Here is a 23007-nt window from a genome sequence, read left to right as displayed (position 1 = left end):
CGAAGGACACTCAACGACCCCATGACCGACTGAGAGGTGAGCGATAAGAAAGTGAGAGCCGAGTGAGAGACAGCGCACTTTTAATTGCTTCGGCGCCGGAGTGTGCCGCCGTCATACCGACCTGTCACCGAGCCCGCACCTCCCGATGCGCGATCCGCCGATCCGACACCGGGCCGCCCGCGGCCGAGGGAATGGAGTCAGCCGATGCCGAGCCCAGCTCGCCCCACACTGGTGCACACCCTCGTCTCGCACGCCGCCACCCGCGGCGACCAGACGGCCTACGAGTACCTGCACGACGACGGGCGAGTGGACAGCCTCACCTACCGGGAACTCCTCGCGCGAGCCACCAAGGTGGCGCCGCGACTGCGCGTCGACTCCGGGAACAAGGGCCCCGCCCTGCTGCTCTACCCGCCTGGCCTGGACTTCGTGGTCGCCGTCTGGGCCTGCTTCCTCGCCGGGGTCCCCGCCGTCCCCGCCTATCCGCCGATCTTCGGCTCCACCGACCGCATCGCGGCCCGCTTCACCCGCATGCTCGAGGACTCACGCGCCGTCACCCTGCTCGCCGACCCGGACGTGCTCGGACTGTTCACCGCCGGCGTGCACCCCGAGGCCATGCCGCGCGTCCTCACCCTCGACGACGACGCCGACGCGACCACGGACGGGAACCCCGACGAGGACGTCCTGGACGCCCTGCTGCGCACCGCCGCCGCACCCGAGGACCCCGCTCTCATCCAGTACACGTCGGGCAGTACGGGACAGCCGAAAGGCGTCGTCCTGGAACACCGGAATCTCCTCGCCAACATCAGAGCGATTACCGACGTATTCAAGCTGGACGAAACCGCCCGCGTCGTCTCCTGGCTTCCGCCCTATCACGACATGGGGCTCATCGGATTCATTCTCACGCCCGTTCACGGCGCTTTTCCGGTCCGATTGATGTCACCCGTTCATTTCCTCAAGAATCCGCTCGCCTGGCTGCGTCAGATCAGTGAACTCGGCATCACCCACACCGGCGGACCGAATTTCGCCTACGACCTGTGCGACCGGCGCGCCGCCACGGCCGACCTCACCGGGCTCGACCTGAGCACCTGGCGCCTCGCCTTCAACGGCGCCGAACCGATCCGCCCCGCGACCCTCCAGCGGTTCGCCGACCGCTTCGCCCCCCACGGCTTCCGCCCCGAGGCGTTCCTGCCGTGCTACGGCCTGGCCGAAGCCACCCTGATCGTCACCGGACATCACTGGAGCGGACCCGCCGACGGCGTGGACGAGGACGGCCGCGTCGACTGCGGCCCCGTCATCGACGGACACACCCTCGTCCTCGTCGACCCCGAGACCGGCGCCCCCGTCCCCGAAGGCGCCGAGGGCGAGATCTGGATCAGCGGCCCCAGCATCAGCAACGGCTACTGGAACAGCACAGGCGCCCCGGCCGGCGAACTCTTCGGCGTCCTCGACGGCACCCGCCGTCTGCGCACCGGCGACCTCGGCCGGCTGCGCGCCGGACACCTCACCGTCACCGGCCGCCGCAAGGACGTCCTCATCCAGAACGGCGTCAACCACCACGCCCACGACCTGTGTTCCGCCGCGACCGAGGACAACCCCGCCGTACGGCCCACCGCCGCCGCCTTCGCCGGACCCGACGACGAGATCGTCATCGCCGTCGAAGTCGCCGGCCGGAACCACGACACGGCAGCCCTCGCCGCCGACATCCGCATCCGCGTCCTCACCGCCACCGGCGCCCGCGTCCACACCGTGGTCCTCTGCCCGCCCCGCACCATCCCCCGCACCACCAGCGGGAAGGTCCAGCACTCCCTGGCCCGCACCCGCCACCTCGACGGCACCCTCGGCGGAACCGCCGTCACCGCCACACCGGTCACCGCGACGGCCGAGGACACGGAACTCCTCACCCTCTTCCTCTCCTCGATCTTCGCCGCCGTGTGCCAGGTCCCCTCCTGCGGACCCGACGAGACCCTCGCCGCCATGGGCGGGGACTCCCTGCGGGCGGCCGAGATCGCCGCCGTCGCCGAGGACGCCCTCACCCTCGAAGTACGGGTCGAAGACGTACTCCGCGCCCAGACACCCCGAGAACTGACCGCCCGCCTCGCCCGCCGCTGGGCCGACGACGAACTGCCCTACACCGACGCACTGGACCGCGTCAAGACCTTGATGTCCCACGACTGACGCCGCCGACACCCGCCCCCTGCAGCCCGCCGTCGGCACTCGCCCCCTGTAGCCATGCCGCCGACACCCGCCCCCTGCAGCCCGCCGCCGACGCCCGCCCCCGCAGCCGTGCCGCCGACGCCCGCCGTCGGCGACCAAGCCCGCGGCAACCCAGCGGAGAACCACGTCCGGTGACCACACGGAGGACGACACCTGTGTCCGACAACCTTCAGGTATCCGCCGACCTCGGCCGCGACCTCCTCGCCCGCTGGCGCGCCCGCACACCGGACACCACCGCACCCGCCGCCCCCCGGGCCAACCCCATCCAGCTCGGCCTCCGGCTGTTCGAGGAGATCCATCCGGGCACCGCCGCCAACATCCTCCGCTACGACGCGGAGACCGACGGCCTCCTCGACACCGACCGCCTCGCCACCACCCTGCGCACCCTCACCCACCGGCACGCCGTGCTGCGCACCACGTTCCCCGACGGGGACCGCACCCTGTGCGCCGTCACCCCGGAAGCCGAAGCCGCACCCGACCTCACCGTCACCGACCTCTCCCACCTCCCCACCGACGCCGGCCGCGCCCGCGCGCACGCAGACGCGGACGCACGCGCCGCCACCCCCATGGACCTCGCGACCGGCCCGCTCTGGCGCGTCGCCGTCTGGACCCTCGCTGACGGCACCACCCGTATACAGCTCCTCGCCCACCACATCGTGGCCGACGGCTGGTCCCTCGGCGTGTTCCTCGCCGAACTCGACGCCCTCTACGCCGGCCGGCCCCTCGGCCCGGCCACCCCACTGCCCGAGGTTCCCGCCACCCCCGACCCGGCCGACCTCGCCGCCTGGCGCGACCGCCTGGCCGACGCCCGACCGCTCGCACTGCCCACGGACCAACCCCGGCCGAAGACCCGCCGCTTCCGCTCCGGCCACGTCGACGTCACCGTGGACGCCGACCTGATGGGCCGCGTACAGGATCTGGCCGACAGCAACGCGATGACACCCTTCATGGTGCTGGTCACCGCCTTCCACCTGACGCTGGCGCGGACGGCCGGACACTCGGACATCACCGTCGGATCACCCATCGCGACCCGAGAACGCCACCGGGCGCCGGGAGCCATCGGTCCCCTCGCGACCATGCTCGCGCTGCGCACCGACACCACCGGCGCCCGCACCGTCCGTGAGGCGCTCCACATGGTCCGGGACACTTGCCTCGACGCGTACAGCGGCGCCCATGTGCCCATCGAGACGGTGGCGGAGCAGCTCGGCCGACGGGGCGCCGCCCTCTTCGACGTCCTCTTCGTGCTCCAGCCGCGTCCGGCCGAGGCCCGCCTCGGGGACCTGCCGGTCCGGCCGATGGCGATGGCACCCGTCACCATCCGCAACGACGTCGAGCTCTATCTCTTCCAGGGCGACGACGGCGTCACCGGTTTCCTGGCCTACGACACCGACCTGTACTCCGCCGACACCGCCACCCTCCTCGCCGACCGCTTCCTCACGGCTCTCTCCGCGTTGGTGGAGTGCCCGGATGCGGTGGTGGCCGAGGTGGATGTGCGGTCGGTGGGGGAGCGGGAGCGGTTGGGTGTGTTGTCGGCGGGTGTGCCGTTGGCGGGTGGGGTGGCGGGTCGGGTGGAGGAGTTGGTGGAGGGGGTGGTTGATCGTTTGGGTGGTGTGGGTGTGGCGGTGTGTTGTGCGGGTGAGGTGTTGTCGTTCGGGGAGTTGGAGGAGCGGGCGAATCGGTTGGCGTGGGGTTTGCGGGATGTGGGGGTGGGGCCCGGTGACCTGGTGGGTGTGTTGTTGCCGCGCTCGGTGGACCTGGTGGTGGCTTTGCTGGGTGTGCTGAAGTCGGGTGCGGGTTATGTGCCGATGGATCCGGGCTATCCGGGTGAGCGTGTCGACTTCATGGTCAAGGACTCGGGTGTCTCGCTGGTCCTGAGATCGGTGGGGGACTTTCCGGACGGGGGCCGCACGGACCGGATGCCGGTGGTGGGTGATGGTGCGGATGTGGCGTATGTGATCTATACGTCGGGGTCCACGGGGCGTCCGAAGGGGGTGGTGATCGAGCACGCGCAGGTGGTGGCGATGTTGTCGTGGGCGGGCCGGGTGTTCCCGCGTGAGGAGTTGGCGCAGACGCTGGCGGCGACGTCGGTGTCGTTCGACCTATCGGTGTTCGAGATCTTCGCCCCGCTGTCGGTCGGCGGGACGGTCCATCTCGTCCCCGACAACGCGCTCGATCTGATTGCGCATCCGGGCCGGTATGCGGATGTGACGTTGGTGAACACGGTTCCGTCGGTGGCACGTGAGCTGCTGGCGGCGGGTGCGGTGCCTGCGCGCGCCCGGACGGTGAACCTGGCCGGTGAGCCGTTGGCGCCGGGTCTGGTGGCGGAGTTGTATGCGCACCCGGTGATCGGTGTGGTCAACAACCTGTACGGGCCGAGCGAGGACACCACCTACTCCACGCACGCCGTCACCGCTCCCGGCGACGCCCGCACACCCATCGGCCGCCCCGTGGACGGCACACGGGCGCACGTCCTGGACGGCAGTCTGCGGCCGGTCGTGGTCGGCGCGGTCGGTGAGCTGTTCCTGTCGGGAGCCGGTGTCACGCGCGGCTATCACGCCCGGCCCGCGCTGACCGCCGAGCGGTATCTCCCCGATCCGTTCTGCGCGGACGGGTCCCGGATGTATCGCACGGGAGATCTCGTGCGGTGGCGTCCTGACGGGCAGCTGGAGTATCTGGGCCGGGCGGATGGGCAGGTGAAGATCCGCGGTCACCGTGTCGAGCTGGGTGAGGTCGAGGAAGTCCTGCGCCGCCACCCGCAGGTGTCGGAGGCGGTGGTCGTCGCCCGCCCGGACCCGACCGGCTCACTGCGCCTGGCGGCTTATGTCGTTCCCCATGAGGCTGCCGGTGACGTCCCCGCCGACCTGCCCTCCCACGCACGCACCTGGCTCCCCGACTTCATGGTCCCCTCGGCCCTGGTCGCCCTGAGAGGGTTCCCCCTCCTCCCCAACGGCAAAATCGACCGGTCCACTCTCCCCGACCCCGAACCGGGCGCAGACCGCATCGCCTTCCGCCCTCCCTCGGGGCCGGCCGAAGAACTGATCGCCCGGATCTGGAGCGACCTCCTCGACGTCACCGAGATCGGCGCGGACGACGACTTCTTCGCCCTCGGCGGCCACTCCCTCCTCGCCACTCGGCTCACCCACCAACTCGGTGAAGCCCTCGGCGCCCACATACCGCTCCACCTCGTCTTCGAACACCCCACCCTCGCCGACCTCGCCGCCCACCTCGACCGCTCGGGTAAGCCCCGCCCGCCCATACCGATCGCACAGCGCACCCCGAACCCCGATGGCACCGTCGTCTTCCCTGCCACGTCCGGCCAGAAGCGGCTGTGGCTGCTGTGCGCCCTGGACCCGCAGGCGAATCTCGCCTACACCCTGAACGGCGGCGCCAGGATCACCGGCCGGCTCGACGCCCCGGCGCTGGCACGGGCGATCGATGAAGTAGCCCGCCGCCACGAGGTGCTGCGGACCACCCTGCGCGAGCAGAACGGCGAGGTCGTCCAGGTCGTCCACCCCGTGTGGTCCGGCTCGGTGACAGACGTTTCGTCCGACGACCCGTACGCGTCCCCGGAGTGCGACGAGGCCGAACTGCTCACGCGCTGGCGTCACTCCACGGTGGACCTTGCCGACGGCCCGCTCTTCCGTGCACGGATCGTCCGCCGCGCCGAGGACGTCCACCTGCTCCTGCTGTCCCTGCACCACACCATCGCCGACGGCTGGACACTCACTCGCCTGCTGGACGAGATCGCCGCCGTGTATGCCGCCCTCGACCAAGGCCGTCCCCTGCCTCCGGCTCCCACCCTCCACTACGGCGACTTCGCCCGGATGCGAGCTGACGAGCCGACGTCCGAGGACGACAGCGGACTCGCTCACTGGCGTGATCGGCTGGCGGGAGTGCGCCCTCTGGACGTCCCGACCGACCACCCGCGTCCGGCACGGCGCACCCACAACGGTGCGGCCGTCCCAGTGGAACTGAGCGCCGAGGCGATCGGGGGCATCGCGCGCCGCACCGGCACGACTCCGTTCGCCGTCGTCGCCACCGCCGTCACCCTCGTCCTGGGCGCCCTGTCGGGCAGCGACGACGTGACCATCGGCATCCCGACCAGCGGCCGCACCCACCCCGACACCGCGGGCATTCTCGGCTTCTTCACCAACACCCTGCCCCTGCGCCGAACCCTGGACCGGCGGGCCACGCTGGCGGAGACGCTGCGCGCCACCCACGAAGCTCTCGTGGAAGCACACGAGCACGCCGAGACGCCGTTCGAGGAGATCGTCCGGCACACGATGCTCGCCGCCGACGGGCAGGCACGCAGCTCCCTGTTCCAGACGATGCTGGCTCTCAACGAAGCCCCGTCGCGCAACCTGCACCTGCCCGGTCTGACCGTCAGCCGTCTCGACATCCCACCGGCCGGAACCCAGTTCGACCTCTCCCTCCACCTGGAGCAGGGGGAGGACGCCATTACCGGCTACCTCACCTACAACACCGATCTCTACGCGGACAGCACAGCCCGCTTCTTCACCGAGCGCCTCGCCTCCGTCGTCTCCGCGTTGGTGGAGTGCCCCGATGCGGTGGTGGCTGAGGTGGATGTGCGGTCGGTGGGGGAGCGGGAGCGGTTGGCCGCTCTGTCGGCGGGTGTGCCCTTGATGGGTGGAGTGGCTGGGCGAGTGGAGGAGCTGGTCGAGAGCGTGGTCGATCGTTTGGGTGGTGTGGGTGTGGCGGTGTGTTGTGCGGGTGAGGTGTTGTCGTTCGGGGAGTTGGAGGAGCGGGCGAACCGGCTGGCGTGGGGTTTGCGGGATGCGGGCGTGGGGCCCGGTGACCTGGTGGGCGTGCTGTTGCCCAGGTCGGTGGACCTGGTGGTGGCTTTGCTGGGTGTGTTGAAGTCGGGTGCGGGTTATGTGCCGATGGATCCGGGCTATCCGGGTGAGCGTGTCGACTTCATGGTCGAGGACTCGGGTGTCTCGCTGGTCCTGAGGTCGGTGGAGGACTTTCCGGACGGGGGCCGCACCGACCGGGTGCCGGGGGCCGGGGACGGTTCGGATGTGGCGTATGTGATTTATACGTCGGGGTCCACGGGGCGTCCGAAGGGCGTGGTGATCGAGCATGCGCAGGTGGTGGCGATGCTGTCGTGGGCGGGCCGGGTGTTCTCGCGTGAGGAGTTGGCGCAGACGCTGGCGGCGACGTCGGTGTCGTTCGACCTATCGGTGTTCGAGATCTTCGCCCCGCTGTCGGTCGGCGGGACGGTCCATCTCGTCCCCGACAACGCGCTGGACTTGATCGCGCATCCGGGCCGGTATGCGGGTGTGACGTTGGTGAACACGGTTCCGTCGGTGGCGCGTGAGTTGCTGGCGGCGGGTGCGGTGCCTCCGCGCGCGCGGACGGTGAACCTGGCTGGTGAGCCGTTGGCGCCGGGGCTGGTGGCGGAGTTGTTTGCGCATCCGGTGATCGGTGTGGTGAACAACCTGTACGGGCCGAGCGAGGACACCACCTATTCGACACATGCGGTGACCGCTCCCGGTGACGCCCGCACACCCATCGGCCGCCCCGTGGATGGGACGCGGGCGCATGTCCTGGACGGCAGTTTGCGGCCGGTCGTGGTGGGCGCGGTGGGTGAGCTGTTCCTGTCGGGGGCCGGTGTCACCCGTGGCTATCACGCCCGGCCCGCGCTGACCGCCGAGCGGTATCTTCCCGATCCGTTCTGCGCGGACGGGTCCCGCATGTATCGCACGGGAGATCTGGTGCGGTGGCGTCCTGACGGGCAGCTGGAGTATCTGGGCCGGGCGGACGGGCAGGTGAAGATCCGCGGTCACCGTGTCGAGCTGGGTGAGGTCGAGGAAGTCCTGCGCCGCCACCCGCACGTCTCGGAGGCCGTCGTCATCGCCCGCCCGGACGTCACCGGGTCACTGAGGCTGATCGGTTACGTTGTCGTCGACGAGGCGGGAGGTGACGTCCCCGCCGACCTGGCCGTGTTCGTACGCGCCTGGCTCCCGGACTTCATGGTGCCGTCGGCCCTGGTCGCCCTCAAGGAGTTCCCTCTCCTCCCCAACGGGAAGATCGACCGGTCCGCTCTCCCCGACCCCGAACCGAACGCGAACCGCACCGCGTTCCGCCCCCCGTCGGGGCCGGCCGAGGAACTGATCGCCCGGATCTGGAGCGAACTCCTCGGCATCACCGAGATCGGCGCGGACGACGACTTCTTCGCCCTCGGCGGCCACTCCCTCCTCGCCACCCGGCTCACCCACCGGCTCGGCGAAGCCCTCGGCGCCCACATACCGCTCCACCTCGTCTTCGAACACCCCACCCTCGCCGACCTCGCCGCCCACCTCCCCGATGGCACGGAGCAGGGGCGTACACCACCGCTCGCCCCGCTCGACCGCGTCCCGGAACCGGACGGCACACTTGTACTGCCGACATCGCCCGGTCAGGAACGCCTGTGGGTCCAGTGCGCGCTGGACCCGGAGGCCAATCTCGCATACCACATCAGGGGCGCCGTCCACCTCCACGGGCCGTTGAACGAGGACGCCTTTGTCACCGCCCTCCATCACCTCGCGCGCCGCCATGAGAGCTTGCGTACCTCGCTGCGCCAGATCGACGGCGAGCTCCGGCAGGTGGTGGCACCCGACCCCGTAGTACCGCTGTTCCGAACCACCAGCGCCGACTGGGAAGCGGTGATCGACGCCGAGACCCGGCGGGCCTTCGACCTCTCCGCCGGCCCCCTCTGGCACGTCACGCTCGTCAGCGCCGGGCCCGAGCACCACGTCGTCGTCATGAGTCTGCATCACGCCATCGCCGACGGTTGGTCCCTCGACATCATCCTCCGTGAGATTGCCCAGGGCTACGCCGCACTCCTGCACGCCCCCGGCAGCGAAGCCGTCGCGCCCGCGCCCGTCCAGTACGCCGAAGCAGCAGCCTGGCAGCGCGAAACGGCTTCGGAGAACGCGGAGTTCTGGCGGTCCCACCTGGCGGGTACCACCTCGGCCGGCCTGCCGACCGACCGGCCTCGCCCCCCTCGGCAGACCTTCCGGGGCGACGCGGTCCCGCTGGACCTTCCGCAGGAAGCACTGGCCGGCGCGGCACGGAAGGCGGCGACCACGTCGTTCACCGTCCTCGCGACCGCCCTCGCCGTCGTCCTCGTCAAGCTCACGGACCGGTACGACGTGACGCTCGGCATTCCAGTCGCCGGCCGCGACCACCCGGACACGGCCGGGGTCGTCGGCTACCTCGTCGACACGCTGCCGCTCCATCTGCGCCCGCATCCGGATGCCACACTCGCCGAGACCCTGGACGCGACCCGGTCGCTCGTGGACGACGTCCGTGCCCACCCGCGCATCCCCCTCGAAGAACTGCTCAGCGAAGCACGCCCCCACGGCGAGCGCGGCCCGCTGTTCCAGGTGCTGCTGGCCGTCAACGGGACGCCGCCCCGTTACGAACTGGCGGGCCTGAAGATGAGCCCGGCTCCCGTACCGTTCCGCACCACTCCTTACGACCTGGTCGTCCAGGCGGAGGAACGCGAAGGCCAAATCACCGGACACCTGCTCTTCAACACCGACTTGTTCGAGCGCTCCACCGCACAGCTCATCGCCGACCGGCTCGCCACCGCGATCCGCGCCCTGGCCGACCATCCCACCCTGACTGTCGCTGAGGTGGATGTGCGGTCGGTGGGGGAGCGGGAGCGGTTGGGTGTGTTGTCGGCGGGTGTGCCGTTGGCGGGTGGGGTGGCGGGTCGGGTGGAGGAGTTGGTGGAGGGGGTGGTTGACCGTTTGGGTGGTGTGGGTGTGGCGGTGTGTTGTGCGGGTGAGGTGTTGTCGTTTGCGGAGTTGGAGGAGCGGGCGAACCGGTTGGCGTGGGGTTTGCGGGATGCGGGTGTGGGGCCCGGTGACCTGGTGGGTGTGTTGTTGCCCAGGTCGGTGGATTTGGTGGTCGCCTTGCTGGGTGTGCTGAAGTCGGGTGCGGGTTATGTGCCGATGGATCCGGGCTATCCGGGTGAGCGTGTCGACTTCATGGTCGAGGACTCGGGTGTCTCGCTGGTCCTGAGATCGGTGGGGGACTTTCCGGACGGGGGCCGCACCGACCGGATGCCGGGGGCCGGGGACGGTTCGGATGTGGCGTATGTGATTTATACGTCGGGGTCCACGGGGCGTCCGAAGGGGGTGGTGATCGAGCATGCGCAGGTGGTGGCGATGTTGTCGTGGGCGGGCCGGGTGTTCTCGCGTGAGGAGTTGGCGCAGACGCTGGCGGCGACGTCGGTGTCGTTCGACCTGTCGGTGTTCGAGATCTTCGCCCCGCTGTCGGTCGGCGGGACGGTCCATCTCGTCCCCGACAACGCGCTCGATCTGATCGCGCATCCGGGCCGGTATGCGGGTGTGACGTTGGTGAACACGGTTCCGTCGGTGGCGCGTGAGTTGCTGGCGGCGGGTGCGGTGCCTCCGCGCGCCCGGACGGTGAACCTGGCTGGTGAGCCGTTGGCGCCGGGGCTGGTGGCGGAGTTGTATGCGCATCCGGTGATCGGTGTGGTGAACAACCTGTACGGGCCGAGCGAGGACACCACCTACTCCACGCACGCGGTGACCGCTCCCGGCGACGCCCGCACACCCATCGGCCGCCCCGTGGACGGGACGCGGGCGCACGTCCTGGACGGCAGTCTGCGGCCGGTCGTGGTGGGCGCGGTGGGTGAGCTGTTCCTGTCGGGGGCCGGTGTCACCCGTGGCTATCACGCCCGGCCCGCGCTGACCGCCGAGCGGTATCTTCCCGATCCGTTCTGCGCGGACGGGTCCCGCATGTATCGCACGGGAGATCTGGTGCGGTGGCGTCCTGACGGGCAGTTGGAGTATCTGGGCCGGGCGGACGGGCAGGTGAAGATCCGCGGTCACCGTGTCGAACTGGGCGAGGTCGAGGAAGTCCTGCGCCGCCACCCGCAGGTGTCGGAGGCGGTGGTCGTCGCCCGCCCGGACCCGACCGGCTCACTCCGCCTGGCCGCCTACGTCGTCCCCGACGAGGCCACCGGCGACGTCCCCGCCGACCTGCCCTCCCACGCACGCACCTGGCTCCCCGACTTCATGGTCCCCTCGGCCCTGGTCGCCCTCAAGGAGTTCCCCCTCCTCCCCAACGGCAAGATCGACCGGTCCGCTCTCCCCGACCCCGAACCGAGTGCAAACCGCACCGCGTTCCGCCCCCCGTCCGGGCCGGCCGAAGAATTGATCGCCCGGATCTGGAGTGAACTCCTCGACGTCACTGAGATCGGCGCGGACGACGACTTCTTCGCCCTCGGCGGCCACTCCCTCCTCGCAACACGGGTCGTCAGTCGACTGACGACGCTCACGGGGGCCGAGATGCCCCTCCACCTCGTCTTCGAGAACTCCGTACTGGCCGACTTGGCCCGCCTGTTGCCCGATCCGGCGGGTTGGCCGTCCGGCCCCGCCCGCATCCAGCGCATCCGGCGCGTCAAGGGCGGCACGACCGCGGGGTGACATCAGCCCCCTTCCCCCCTCCGTCCTTCACCCTCCCCTCCTCCCACCTTCGGCCCCCTACAAGAATCAGGAGACAGCGATGAAGCAGGAAGAGAAGACGCTCGACGCACCCCCGGCGCCCGTCGCCGACACCGCTCTCACGGCGAAGCCGCCCGCGCCCGTACCGGACCTGTCCAACGGCCCCCGAGCCAACGAGCCCGCCATGCTGGGCTTCGGAGGCTTCCTGCTGGGCTCCATCTCGCTCGCCTTCTACCTGAAGGACGTCAGCGTTCCCGCCAACTCCCTGGTGGCCTCGCTGCCCATCATGGTGTTCGCCAGCACCATCATGCTGCTGATGGCCTCGGTCTGGGCGATGCGCCTGGGCGACGGGGTGTTCGCGGCGGTGTACGGCCTCTTCGGGACGTTCTGGCTCAGCTTCTCCATCCTCAGCCTCGCCCTGAACAACAACTGGATGGGACAGTTCGAGAACATCGAGCAACGCCAGGCCACCGCCAACTTCGTCCTGGTCTGGGCCATCGTGATCATCCTGCTCACGCTGACCACCCTGCGCCTGCCGAGCGTCTTCACGCTGCTCTTCGTCGTGGTGTCCGCGACGCTGCTCGTGCTGTTCGGCTCGATCGAGCAGGCGATCGACCAGACCGTCAACAACCCGTTGAAGCCCAGCGACCCCTGGCTGATCTACGTCGGCATCACGACGATGTTCCTCTTCATCGCGGTCGGCATGTACATCTTCGCGAGCTTCATGCACAGGGCGACCGGCGCCAAGAACCTCCCTCTCGGCAGGCCGCTGATCAAGAGCCGCTGAGGACCCAGGCCGCCAACCGGCCCAAGCCCCACCCGGCCCAAACCCCGACCGGCCCAAGCGCCCACCGGCCCAAGCCCAACCGGTTCGAGCCGCCGCCCACGGACCCCTGCCGGCCCCACCGCACACGCAAAGGAGGAACGATGACCGACTACCTGCCCGACGTCGCCACCGTCCCCTTCCCCATGCCGCGCCCGGAAGACCTGCCGGGCGACGCCCGAGCCGTCGCGGCGGCGGCCCCTCCCGCCCTCGCCGGCCTGGCGAGCACGGTGGCCGACCCGGCGCACCGGACCGGTCTCGCCGACATGCTCGCCGCCGTACGGACCGCTCGCGCGGATCTCGGCCCGGTGCCCAGCACCCTCGTCGTGGACGATCCGCGGGAGTCCCGGCAGAACCGCCACAACGACCTGGCGTTCGGCATTGAACGGCACCACGGCGACCCGCTCACCCTGTTCGTCGCGGCGGCGCTCAACGCCCACCTCGGCATCCTCGAAATCGCCGAGGAACGGGGTACCGGCCTGGACGAGACCGCGTGGTGCGACCTGATCGCGGGCTTCGACACCCTGGTGCGGTGGCCGGCCGATCCCACCCGACTGCCGCCGCCGCTGCCGGTGCCCGGCTGCGTATCGTCGGGGCGACCCGCACCTCAACCCCTCGACGGGCTCCGGCGCTGGGTGCGCGGCCACCATGTCTTCATGGTGCTCGCCCAGGGCGGCACCGTCGCCGTGAACAGTCTCACGGCGGCGGCCGAGGCCGACGACGAGGAGGCCGCCGCCACAGCGGCCGAAGTGGCCTCGCGGATCATGCGGGCCTGCCGCGCCGCCCTCCAGTTCGCCGGAGACGCCAACCCCGACCAGTACCGGTCGGAGATCAGGCCCACCCTCATGCCGCCGGTGGCGCCCCCGCAGATGAGCGGGTTGCGCTGGCGGGACCACGAGGCGCTGGTGGCCGCGCTGACCGCGTCGGGCGAGGCATGGTCCTGGCTGGCGGAGCGCCGCCCCGCCACCCTGAGCGACTTCCGGACCGCGCTCGACGCCACGTACGAGTCGCACAAGGGCGTGTGCGGGAACTTCGTCGGCGACCAGTCGCCGAGTCTTCTCGCGACCAGCAGATCCCACCGGCCCGCGGTCGGCGTCATCGAGCAGTTCCGTCGGCTGCGGGTGGGCGTCCTGCCCGCGGCCCCGCACCCCGACCGCCCCAACTAAGCGCCCGCACACGGCCGTTCGGCGGCAGGCGCGTCGCGCTCCGCCGTCGCTCCGCACGGACGGCCGCGAGCACCTTGCGAACATCCCCTCCCCATGTCACACCGGGCCACCGGTCCACCCGCCGGCATCCGGTGGGAACTCACTCACATCCGAGAGGCAGGGCACTCATGACCCAGACCGCATCCACCCAGACCGGCGGGCCCGTCGAGCTCGACATGGACGGCCTGTCCCGGATCCTCTTCGGGCATGCGGCCTTCCAGTACCTGAACGCCGCCTGTGAACTGGGCCTCCCGGAGCTGGTGGCCGAGAAGCAGGAGCTCAGCCGGGACGAGATCCGCGACGCGCTCTCCCTCCAGGACCGCGCCGTCGACATCCTCCTCCTGGGCTGCACCTCGCTCGGCATCCTCGTCAAGCGGGACGAACGGTACCGACTGGCCGGGGTCGTCAAGGACCTCATGGACGAGGGCGACTGGCAGCGCTTCGTGGACACCGTCGCCTTCGAGCAGTACATCGTGTACGAGGGCCAGCTCGACTTCACCGACTCGCTCCGCGAGAACCGCAACGTCGGTCTGCGCCGGGTCCGTGGCTCCGGCCGTGACCTCTACCACCGGCTCGCCGAGAACCCGCACCTGGAGCAGGTCTTCTACCGCTACATGCGCTCCTGGTCCGAACTGGCCAACAAGCACCTGGTCCAGCAGCTCGACCTCTCCGGCCGACGGCACCTCCTCGACTGCGGCGGCGGCGACGCCGTCAACGCCATCGCCCTCGCCCAGGCCAACCCGGACCTCAAGGTCACCGTCTTCGAGATCCCGGCGTCCGGCAGCATCGCCGAGAAGAAGATCGCCCAGGCCGGCGTCGGCGACCAGGTCTCCGTCATCACCGGCGACATGTTCGCCGACCCGCTGCCCACCGGCTGCGACGTGGTGATGTTCGCCCACCAGCTGGTCATCTGGACGCCGGAGGAGAACACCGAACTGCTGCGCCGCGCCTACGAGGTCCTGCCCGAAGGCGGCCAGCTGGTCATCTTCAACTCCATGTCCAACGACGAGGGGGACGGCCCCGTCGTCGCCGCCCTCGACAGCGTCTACTTCGCCGCGCTGCCCGCCGAGGGCGGCATGATCTACTCCTGGGCGACGCACGAGCGGTGCCTGCGCGAAGCCGGGTTCAGCACCGTCAAGCGCATCCCCTTCCCGGGCTGGACCCCGCACGGCGCCATCGTCGCCACCAAGTAGGCCCCGCCGGGGCCACGCACATGGATGCCACCGGGCCGGCCGCCACGGCGGCCCGGCGGCACCCCGCCCGGCGAGCACCACCGACCGCCACGGGCCCAGCACACCGGCGCGACGGGACGCACAAAAAACCCGCACTCGAAGCCGTACTGGAAGCCGTACTGGAAGACGCACGAGCAGACGCACCAGAAGGGGACCGCATGCTCCACCCACAACTCCGGGACGACGCGGCGCGGATGCGCATGCTGCTTTACGGCCAGCTCGTCTCCAAGGCGCTGTGCGCAGCGGTGGAGCTCGGCCTGCCGGAGGCACTGGCCGGCGGCCCCCGCTCGGCCGAGGACCTCGCCGGCGACGTGGAGGCCCACCCCCTCGCCCTGCGCCGGCTGCTCCGCGCGCTCGTCCCCTTCGACGTGTTCACCGAAGAGCCCGACGGCGCCTTCGCGCTGACCCGCCTCGGCGCCACCCTGCTGCCCGACACCCCTGGCACGGCACGCCCCAGCGCACTGCTGCTCGCCGGTGAAGTCGGCCGTACCTGGCAGGAGTTCGGGTACTCCGTCCGGACGGGCGACTCGGCGTTCGCCCTGCTCCACGACTGCGCCCTCTTCGAGCACCTGGAGCGGCGGCCGGAGCGGCGCGAGGTGTTCGACCGGTCCCAGGAGGCCGGACTGCGACTGGAACTGGACGAGATCTTCGACGCGGTCTCCTTCGACCGGTACCCGACGATCGTGGACGTCGGCGGCGGCAACGGCCATCTGATGTGCGAACTGCTGCACCGCACCCCGCGCAGCACCGGCAGCGTCATCGACCTGCCCGGCACCGTGCAACTCGCCGAGAAGCGCATCGTGGAAGGGGGTCTCACCGACCGATGCACCGCCGTCGTCGGCGACTTCTTCGACAGCGTCACACCCGGCGCTGACCTCTACATCCTCAGCCACATCCTGCACGACTGGGGTGACGACAGCGCTGTCTCCATCCTGCGTACCTGCGCCGCCGCCATGCCCGAGCACGGACGCCTCATGGTGATCGACCTGCTCACCGACGCCGCCGACGACCGGGGCGGACGCCACCGGCTCCCCGCCCTCATGGACCTCTACATGCTCTCCCTCTTCGGAGCGGCCGGCGGCCAGGAGCGCACCGGCGCGGAGTTCACCGCGCTGCTCACGGCCGCCGGACTGGAACCGGAGGAGACCAGGGTGCTGCCCAGCGGCATGGGCGTCATCACGGCCCGGCGGCGCATCACCTGACCGCCCCGCACACCGCCTCGCCCGGACCTCGGCCCGGTGTGCCGCGCCGCGTCGTCCCGGCGAGGCCGAAAACCGCTGCCGGGGCGGCCCTGGGCCGTTCGGACGGGTCCCTCACCCTTCTCGTCGCTGGATAGGCAATCCCTCATGACTCACGACCCGACCGCTGCCCCGACCGCCCGTGCCGGGAAACGCGAATGGACAGCCCTGGGTGTCCTCGCCCTGCCGGCGTTGCTGATCAGCCTCGACACCACGGTGCTCCACCTGGCGGTCCCGCACCTCAGCGGGAGCATCGACCCCAGCGGCCTGCAACTGCTGTGGATCGTCGACATCTACAGCTTCCTCATCGCCGGCCTGCTCATCATCGCGGGCACGCTCGGCGACCGGTTCGGCCGGCGCCGGCTGCTGCTGACCGGGGCGGCGGGCTTCGGACTGGCCTCCGTACTCACGGCGTTCTCGACCAGCGCGGAGATGCTGATCGTCAGCCGGGCGCTGCTGGGCATCGCGGGGGCGACCCTGATGCCCTCCTCGATGTCCCTGATCCGCAACACGTTCCTGGACGCGCGCCAGCGCTCCGTCGCCTTCAGCGTCTGGATCGCCTGCTTCCTGGTGGGAGGAGCGCTCGGCCCCCTGGTCGGCGGCGCGATGCTGGAACACTTCTGGTGGGGATCGGTCTTTCTGCTGAGCGTGCCCGCGATGGTGCTGCTGATGATCCTGGGGCCGGTGCTGCTCCCCGAGTACCGGGACCCGAACCCCGGCAGGATCGACCCCGCGAGCGTGCTGCTGCTGGTGACGTCCCTGCTGTCGACGGTGTACGGGCTCAAGGTGCTCGCCAGTGGGGGCTTCGGCGTCCTGCCGACGGCGCTGCTCCTCGCCGGGCTCGCGCTGGCCGTGGTCTTCGCCGTACGACAGCGGCGCCTCACCCACCCCCTGCTGGACCCAGCCCTGTTCCGTGAGCGCACCTTCACCGTCTCGCTCGCCACCATGGGCGTCGCGCTCTTCGTGATGTCGGGATCACAGTTCTTCGTCGCGCAGTACCTCCAGATGGTGGTGGGGTTGTCGCCCCTGGAGACGGGACTGGCGTCACTGCCCGGCAGCGTCGGCGGGGTGATGGGGGCCCTGCTGGCCCCGGTGGCGCTGCGCTGGATGCGGTCCGCGTACGTGATGACGGCGGGGCTCACCATGGCCGTGATCGGTTTCGCCGTACTGACTCGGGTCGAGACGGAGGGCGGTCTGGTCCCGGTGATGATCGCGCTGGGGATGCTCAACTTCGGCGTCGCGCCGACCATCGCGCTCGGCACCGACATGATGATCGCGTCCGCGCCGCCCGAGAAGGCCGGAGCGGTCTCCGCGATCTCCGAGACCTGCCAGGAACTCGGGCTGGGCATGGGCGTCGCAATCCTCGGCAGCGTCGGGACGGCGGTGTACCGCGCCGAGGTCGCGGACACGCTGCCCGCCGGCGTGGCCTCCCGCGCCCAGGACACCATCGGTTCGGCCGTGGACGAGGCCGGGCGGCTGCCGGACGAGCTCGGCACGACGGTCCTCGCCGCGGCCCGCGAGGCGTTCACCGACAGCCTCTTCTACGTCAGTGTCATCTGCACGGTGGTGACCCTGCTTATCGTGGTCACCATCGCGGTGCTGCGCCCGACTTCGACGGGTGACGGTCATGCCCCGGACGGGGCGGACGAGGTGAACGGCCCCGGCGGCGCCGAGGTGCCGTCGCGCACTTCCTGAAAAGGACCGCTCCGCCGGGCCCGCGCCCATAGCGTCCCCATTCATCCCCCATTACGACTTATTTACCAGCGCTATACCTGGGAGAAGGCCCAGCGAGAATCGGTCATCCATAAACCTCATTGAAAATCGCACCTTCGTCGGGCGGACACGTTTCGACACCCCTGTGAATGACGTAGGCTTCCGATCTGCCGATGTCGGCCAGTCGGCCAAGGGACACGTTCCAGTTGTGCCCATCTCCCGTACGCAGCAAGGAGTACGTCAATGTCTGAACTGAACCGCCGGGGATTACTCACACGCGCCGGACTCGTCGGGGCCGGCCTGGTCTCGGCGGACTTCTTAGCGGGCGGCGGCGCCGCGGCCGCGGCCGGGAAGAACACCGCGAAGAGCGCGGGCAAGTGCGCCCCGGCGTTCGGCACCGTCACCGTGCAGCCGGGCGACCCCCGGTACGACAGCTTCATCCACGCGCACAACACCCGCTTCAGCAACCGGCCGGATCAGGTCACCATCGCGACCTCCTCGGACCAGGTCGCCGAGGCGCTCGGCCGCGCCGTCGCGGCCGGCCAGGAGGTCGCCGTCCGCTCCGGCGGCCACTGCCTCGAGAACTTCACGACGTACTCCGGGGTCAAGCACCTCATCGACCTCTCGCAGATGCAGGACGTCTACTTCGACGAACGCCGGGGGGCCTTCGCCGTGGGTCCCGGCGCGATCGTGGCCCCCACGCAGAACACGCTCTTCAAGGGCTGGGGCGTGACGATACCCTCGGCGGGCTGCTCGGAAGTGGGCCTCGGCGGGCACATACTCGGCGGCGGCTACAACTTCTACTCCCGCATCCACGGCATAGCCGTCGACCACCTCGACGCCGTCGAGGTGGTCGTGGTCGGCGCCGACGGGCAGCCCCGCACCATCGTGGCGACCCGTCGCCAGGACGACCCCCACCGCGACCTGTGGTGGGCGCACACGGGCGGTGGCGGCGGCAACTTCGGCATCGTCACCCGGTACTGGCTGCGCACGCCCGGAGTGAACTCCAGCGATCCCGCCAAGCTGCTGCCCCGCGGCGCGAACCAGCGGGTCCGCAACGTGCAGTGGTCGTGGAAAGACCTGTCGCCACAGGCGTTCAGGAGACTCGTGGGCAACTTCTCCCGCTGGTACGAGCTCAACAGCGCTCCGGGCGCCAAGGAGGTCCAGGTGTGGGCCTCGTTCTCCGCATCCCACCAGGCCGCGGGCGTGATCGGCCTGATGGCCGGTGTCTCCAAGGACGTTCCGGGCGGCGAGGCCCTGCTCGACGGGCTCTTCGAGGCGACCGCCGCCGGAGCCGGCATCTCTCCCGTCTCCGACTCGCGGTACGAACTGCCGTGGCTCGACCGTGACAACTGGTACTGGGGTCCCCCTGGACGCCAGAAGGACAAGACGGCGGACCTCAAGAAGAGCTACACCGACGAGCAGCTGGACACGATCTACGCCTACCTGACCGACGACCACGGCGATCCCGGCGCACAGGTGAACCTGGCCGCCCTCGGCGGCAAGATCAACTCGGTACGTTCCGACGCGACCGCCTACGTCCACCGGGACTCGGTTCTGCGCGTCTACTTCACGCCCGGCGTGTGGCGCGCGGAGGCCCAGGACGCCGCATACGTCGCCTGGGTGCGCAAGCTCTACCGCGACGTCTACCGCAACACTGGCGGTGTCCCGGCGCCCGACGCCGCCAACTCCGGGGCGTACATCAACTACCCGGACGTCGACCTCGCCGACCCGGAGTGGAACACCTCCGGTACCCCGTGGCACGGCCTGTACTACGGAGCGAACTACGCGCGGCTCCAGCGGGTCAAGTCCGCCTACGACCCGCGTGATGTGTTCCACCACGCGCTGTCGATCCGGCCCGCCTGACCCGGCATCGGTGCGGTGTGCCCGTCGGTCGGCACACGGCCGCCCGACGGGCACACCGCACCCCTCCGCCTCGTTCCCTTGGCCGAAAAGAATCCATAAGCGAAAGTGCGCGGGCGGCTTTTCCCTATTCGCCGCCGGACGATGCGACGCGCCTTTTCGGTCGGCCACGAGTGCACGTGGAAGTTGATTCGGGAAGACCCGGCTTCGCGCAGCGGACATAAGCGCGTTCACCGGCCGAGTGCTCGGTGTCTAGGCAAAGCAGTAACGACAGGGAGATGAGGATGGCAGCCGAAAATTCCGGCGTCGAGAATGTCGCGAGTTTCTACGAGGGCCTCGGCCAGGTACTCAATATCGCCTGGGGCGAGAACCTGCACTATGGCTACTGGGAGGACGACGCCGACGACAGCACGGTCGAGGTCGCCACGGCCCGGCTCACGGATCTGCTGATCAGTCTGCTCGACCCCGCGCCCGGCGCCGGCGTCCTCGACATCGGCTGCGGCGTCGGCAAGCCCGCTCTCCAACTCGTCACGGCCAGGAAGACGCGTGTCACCGGCATCGCGATCAGTGACGTAGAGGTGCAGCAGGCCGCCCGGCGCGCCGCCGAGGCGGACCTGTCGGACCTGACCACCTTCCGCAACGCGGACGTGCAGGACCTGCCGTTCGACGACGACTCGTTCGACGGCGCCTGGGCGCTGGAATCGCTGCTCCATGTGCCGGACCGGAACCGAGCGCTCGCCGAGACGGCCAGGGTGCTGCGGCCCGGCGGACGACTCGTGATCGCCGACACCGTCCAGCGCCCGCCGCTGGACGCCGAGGCCCGCGCCGTTCTCGACGAGTTCCGCACCGCCTACCACGTGAGCGCCTACGCCACCGCCGACGAATACCGGGAACTGCTCACCGCGAACGGATTCGTCGACATCGACATCCGTGACATCAGCGACAAGGTGGTCCGCACCGGAAGGATCATGGCCGACGCCGTCGAGGCCCGGCGCGACGAACTGGCCCGGATCGACGGACCCGAACCGGTCGACCAGTACATCGGCCTCATGCGCCGCGCGGCGGCCAGCCCGTGCATCGGGTACCTCGTGGTCGCCGCGACGCTGGAGCCCACGCCTGATTTTTGATTGTGTCCGGCACGCGCCCGTGGCCCGGCATCCCTTCTCCACAAGAGATGCCGGGCAAGCGTGCTGCCCACGCCAGAGCCCCAGGCCGGCAGGTCGGCAACCGATCGCGGTCAGCGCCGACCCGCGAAGGGCGCCGTCACCGATACCCGGACGGATCGGCGGGCTTGCCGGCCTCCTGCACCTCGACCAGATAGCGCCAGCAGTCGGGGCGCGAGCCGTCGAGATCGGTGAAGCCGTACTCCTGGGCGAGCTGCCCGCTCGAGACCGACTGACCGTTCCAGCGCGCGACCTCCGCGTCACCCGCCAGCGCCGCGACCGCGCGCCCCACGTACGCGGGGCTCTCCGAGATGCAGAAGTGCGGCACCTCGGTCAGCGCGTCGCGCCAGTTCTCCTCCGTGACCCCGAGCGTCTCGAGCATCATCTCCGAACGCATCCAGCCCGGCGTGAGCGTCACCGCCGTGCCGTCGTACGGCTTCAGTTCGTGCGCCAGCACGTACCCCATGCGGAGCACGCTGTTCTTGACCAGGTCGTAGAAGTACGAGTTGCGGTAATGGCTGCCGTTGTACTCGGCAGTCCCATCGGTCATCTCCACCACGAGTCCGCCGGGCCGGCGCACCAGCAGGGGCAGGAGGAAGTGGCTGGAGATCGCATGAGTGTCCATACCGAGCCGCATCAGCCGCAGCCCTGCGTCGAGGTCGTGCTCCCACACCTTCTTGTCGAACTCGAACAGTCGCTCACCTCCCCAGACGTCGTTGACCAGTACGTCGAGCCGCCCCTGCTCGGTGTCGACGCGGTCGGCGAGTGCGCGGACCTGCTCGGGCACCAGGTGGTCCGTCGGCACCGCGATCCCGGTTCCGCCCGCCTCCGTGACCAGCTCCGCGGTCTCCTCGATCGTCTCGGAGCGGTTGTACTCCGAGCGGCGTTCCCGAGTCGTACGGCCGGTGACGTAGACCGTCGCACCCGCCGCGCCCAGTTGGACGGCGATGGCTCGTCCGGCTCCCCGCGTGGCGCCCGCGACCAGTGCGATCTTCCCCCGCAGGTCCGGAGTCGGCGTGTCGGGCGTGCGTTCCATGAAGGTCCCTCATCTGTTCGTGCGTTCCTGACCCGCGTCCGTCCTCGACACGGGCCCTTCCAGAACATGATCACGCTCTAACCCGACATCCTCTGTCCTGATTTCCGGCCGTTCTTCGACGGGACCCGAGGGGACCGGGCTCGCCCCGAAGCGGCGCCGACGTCCGGACACCAGACGGTCCCGTCACCGGCCGGGGATGTGGGCGTGCGCTTCGAGGAGGCGTCGGTGGGCTACTGACGCCCATGGCGTCGGCGGTCGTTGTCCGGCATTCGGCCTGCGGCGTACCCTCCTCCAGTGATCGAGCAACTGCTGCCTTCGGCCGCCGTAACGGTGGAGGCCTGCGGGCAGGACGACGCGGACCTCGCGCTCTTCCCCGAGGAAGCGGCGCTCGTGACGCGGGCGGGCGCCAAACGGCGTCGGGAGTTCACCGTCGTGCGCTCCTGTGCTCGGCGCGCCATGGAAAAGCTCGGTGTGCCGCCGCAGCCGGTACTGCGGGGGAAGTATGGCGCCCCGCGCTGGCCGGCCGGGCTGGTCGGCAGCATGACCCATTGCGACGACTACTACGCCGCCGCGCTTGGTCGCGCAGCGGATCTGGCCTCGCTCGGCATAGACGTCGAGGTACACGGGCCGCTGCCCGACGGCGTATTGCCGGCGGTGGCCCTGCCGGCCGAGGTGGACCGGCTGCGGTGGCTCTCCGACCGGCGACCCGACGTGCACTGGGACCGGCTGATGTTCAGCGCCAAGGAGTCCGTCTACAAGGCGTGGTTCCCCCTCACCCAAGAGTGGCTCGACTTCAAGGAGGCCGACATCGAATTCTCCGAGGACGGCCGCTTTCGCGCGGCACTCCTCGTCCCCGGCCCCCGAGTGGGCGGCCAACGCCTCGACCACTTCGAAGGCCGATGGACGACGGAGCGCGGCCTGATCGCCACGGCCGTGACAGTCCCGCACCCCTGAAGAGGCCCTCGCGCGAGCCCGCAGAGCGCGCCCGCTCGCTTCCGACAGGATTCCTGGCATCGCCGCGGAGCGGTGGGTGCGGGG

At 70.2% G+C, this 23007-nt stretch carries 11 protein-coding genes; 10 read left to right on the top strand and 1 reads right to left on the bottom strand.

The window, feature by feature from the left end; genetic code table 11:
* The first annotated feature begins 204 nt into the window (after positions 1 to 204).
* The 9 genes from ABZ877_RS08465 to ABZ877_RS08425 all read left to right on the top strand — a co-directional run bounded on the left by ABZ877_RS08465 (position 205) and on the right by ABZ877_RS08425 (position 20897).
* The gene (locus ABZ877_RS08465; RefSeq protein WP_361066466.1) at positions 205 to 2175 is read left to right on the top strand and encodes an AMP-binding protein; all 1971 of its coding nucleotides are present in this window, start codon (positions 205 to 207) and stop codon (positions 2173 to 2175) included.
* A 194-nt stretch (positions 2176 to 2369) separates the two neighbouring features.
* Positions 2370 to 11678, top strand: coding sequence for an amino acid adenylation domain-containing protein (locus tag ABZ877_RS08460; protein ID WP_361066463.1), 9309 nt, complete (start codon positions 2370 to 2372; stop codon positions 11676 to 11678).
* Between the two features lie 79 nt (positions 11679 to 11757).
* Positions 11758 to 12483 (top strand): GPR1/FUN34/YaaH family transporter, encoded by a 726-nt coding sequence (locus ABZ877_RS08455; protein ID WP_361066460.1) that lies wholly within the window; start codon positions 11758 to 11760, stop codon positions 12481 to 12483.
* 140 nt (positions 12484 to 12623) lie between these two features.
* Positions 12624 to 13685, top strand: coding sequence for a hypothetical protein (locus ABZ877_RS08450; protein ID WP_361066458.1), 1062 nt, complete (start codon positions 12624 to 12626; stop codon positions 13683 to 13685).
* A 167-nt stretch (positions 13686 to 13852) separates the two neighbouring features.
* The gene (locus tag ABZ877_RS08445) at positions 13853 to 14917 is read left to right on the top strand and encodes a methyltransferase (RefSeq protein ID WP_361066455.1); all 1065 of its coding nucleotides are present in this window, start codon (positions 13853 to 13855) and stop codon (positions 14915 to 14917) included.
* Between the two features lie 197 nt (positions 14918 to 15114).
* Complete coding sequence (locus ABZ877_RS08440) at positions 15115 to 16158, top strand: methyltransferase (protein ID WP_361066452.1); 1044 nt, start codon at positions 15115 to 15117, stop codon at positions 16156 to 16158.
* Positions 16159 to 16302: 144 nt separating this feature from the next.
* On the top strand, positions 16303 to 17889 hold the full coding sequence (locus ABZ877_RS08435; protein ID WP_361066449.1) for an MFS transporter: 1587 nt from the start codon (positions 16303 to 16305) through the stop codon (positions 17887 to 17889).
* A gap of 261 nt (positions 17890 to 18150) precedes the next feature.
* Positions 18151 to 19773: a BBE domain-containing protein gene (locus ABZ877_RS08430; protein ID WP_361066446.1), complete on the top strand. Its 1623-nt coding sequence runs from the start codon at positions 18151 to 18153 to the stop codon at positions 19771 to 19773.
* A gap of 281 nt (positions 19774 to 20054) precedes the next feature.
* Positions 20055 to 20897, top strand: a complete 843-nt coding sequence (locus tag ABZ877_RS08425) for a methyltransferase domain-containing protein (RefSeq protein WP_361066443.1) — start codon at positions 20055 to 20057, stop codon at positions 20895 to 20897.
* A 136-nt stretch (positions 20898 to 21033) separates the two neighbouring features.
* On the opposite strand, the gene ABZ877_RS08420 is transcribed toward ABZ877_RS08425, so the two are convergent.
* Positions 21034 to 21969, bottom strand: a complete 936-nt coding sequence (locus tag ABZ877_RS08420; protein WP_361066440.1) for an SDR family oxidoreductase — start codon at positions 21967 to 21969, stop codon at positions 21034 to 21036.
* 294 nt (positions 21970 to 22263) lie between these two features.
* On the opposite strand from ABZ877_RS08420, the gene ABZ877_RS08415 reads away from it, so the two are divergent.
* The gene (locus tag ABZ877_RS08415; protein WP_361066437.1) at positions 22264 to 22923 is read left to right on the top strand and encodes a 4'-phosphopantetheinyl transferase superfamily protein; all 660 of its coding nucleotides are present in this window, start codon (positions 22264 to 22266) and stop codon (positions 22921 to 22923) included.
* Positions 22924 to 23007: the final 84 nt, after the last annotated feature.

Origin of the sequence: Streptomyces sp. NPDC046939 (assembly GCF_040644575.1) — a bacterium.
In the GTDB taxonomy this organism is placed as follows: Bacteria; Actinomycetota; Actinomycetes; order Streptomycetales; family Streptomycetaceae; genus Streptomyces.
The sequence above is the reverse complement of the archived record's forward strand: the minus strand, read 5'-3'. Positions and strand labels throughout refer to the sequence as shown.

Excerpts from the sequence above, each read along its gene's own strand:
- ABZ877_RS08455 (WP_361066460.1), top strand. The coding sequence starts at position 11,758 with ATGAAGCAGGAAGAGAAGACGCTCGACGCACCCCCGGCGCCCGTCGCC.
- ABZ877_RS08425 (WP_361066443.1), top strand. The coding sequence starts at position 20,055 with ATGGCAGCCGAAAATTCCGGCGTCGAGAATGTCGCGAGTTTCTACGAG.
- ABZ877_RS08465 (WP_361066466.1), top strand. The coding sequence starts at position 205 with ATGCCGAGCCCAGCTCGCCCCACACTGGTGCACACCCTCGTCTCGCAC.
- ABZ877_RS08445 (WP_361066455.1), top strand. The coding sequence starts at position 13,853 with ATGACCCAGACCGCATCCACCCAGACCGGCGGGCCCGTCGAGCTCGAC.
- ABZ877_RS08450 (WP_361066458.1), top strand. The coding sequence starts at position 12,624 with ATGACCGACTACCTGCCCGACGTCGCCACCGTCCCCTTCCCCATGCCG.
- ABZ877_RS08440 (WP_361066452.1), top strand. The coding sequence starts at position 15,115 with ATGCTCCACCCACAACTCCGGGACGACGCGGCGCGGATGCGCATGCTG.
- ABZ877_RS08420 (WP_361066440.1), bottom strand. The coding sequence starts at position 21,969 with ATGGAACGCACGCCCGACACGCCGACTCCGGACCTGCGGGGGAAGATC.
- ABZ877_RS08435 (WP_361066449.1), top strand. The coding sequence starts at position 16,303 with ATGACTCACGACCCGACCGCTGCCCCGACCGCCCGTGCCGGGAAACGC.
- ABZ877_RS08430 (WP_361066446.1), top strand. The coding sequence starts at position 18,151 with ATGTCTGAACTGAACCGCCGGGGATTACTCACACGCGCCGGACTCGTC.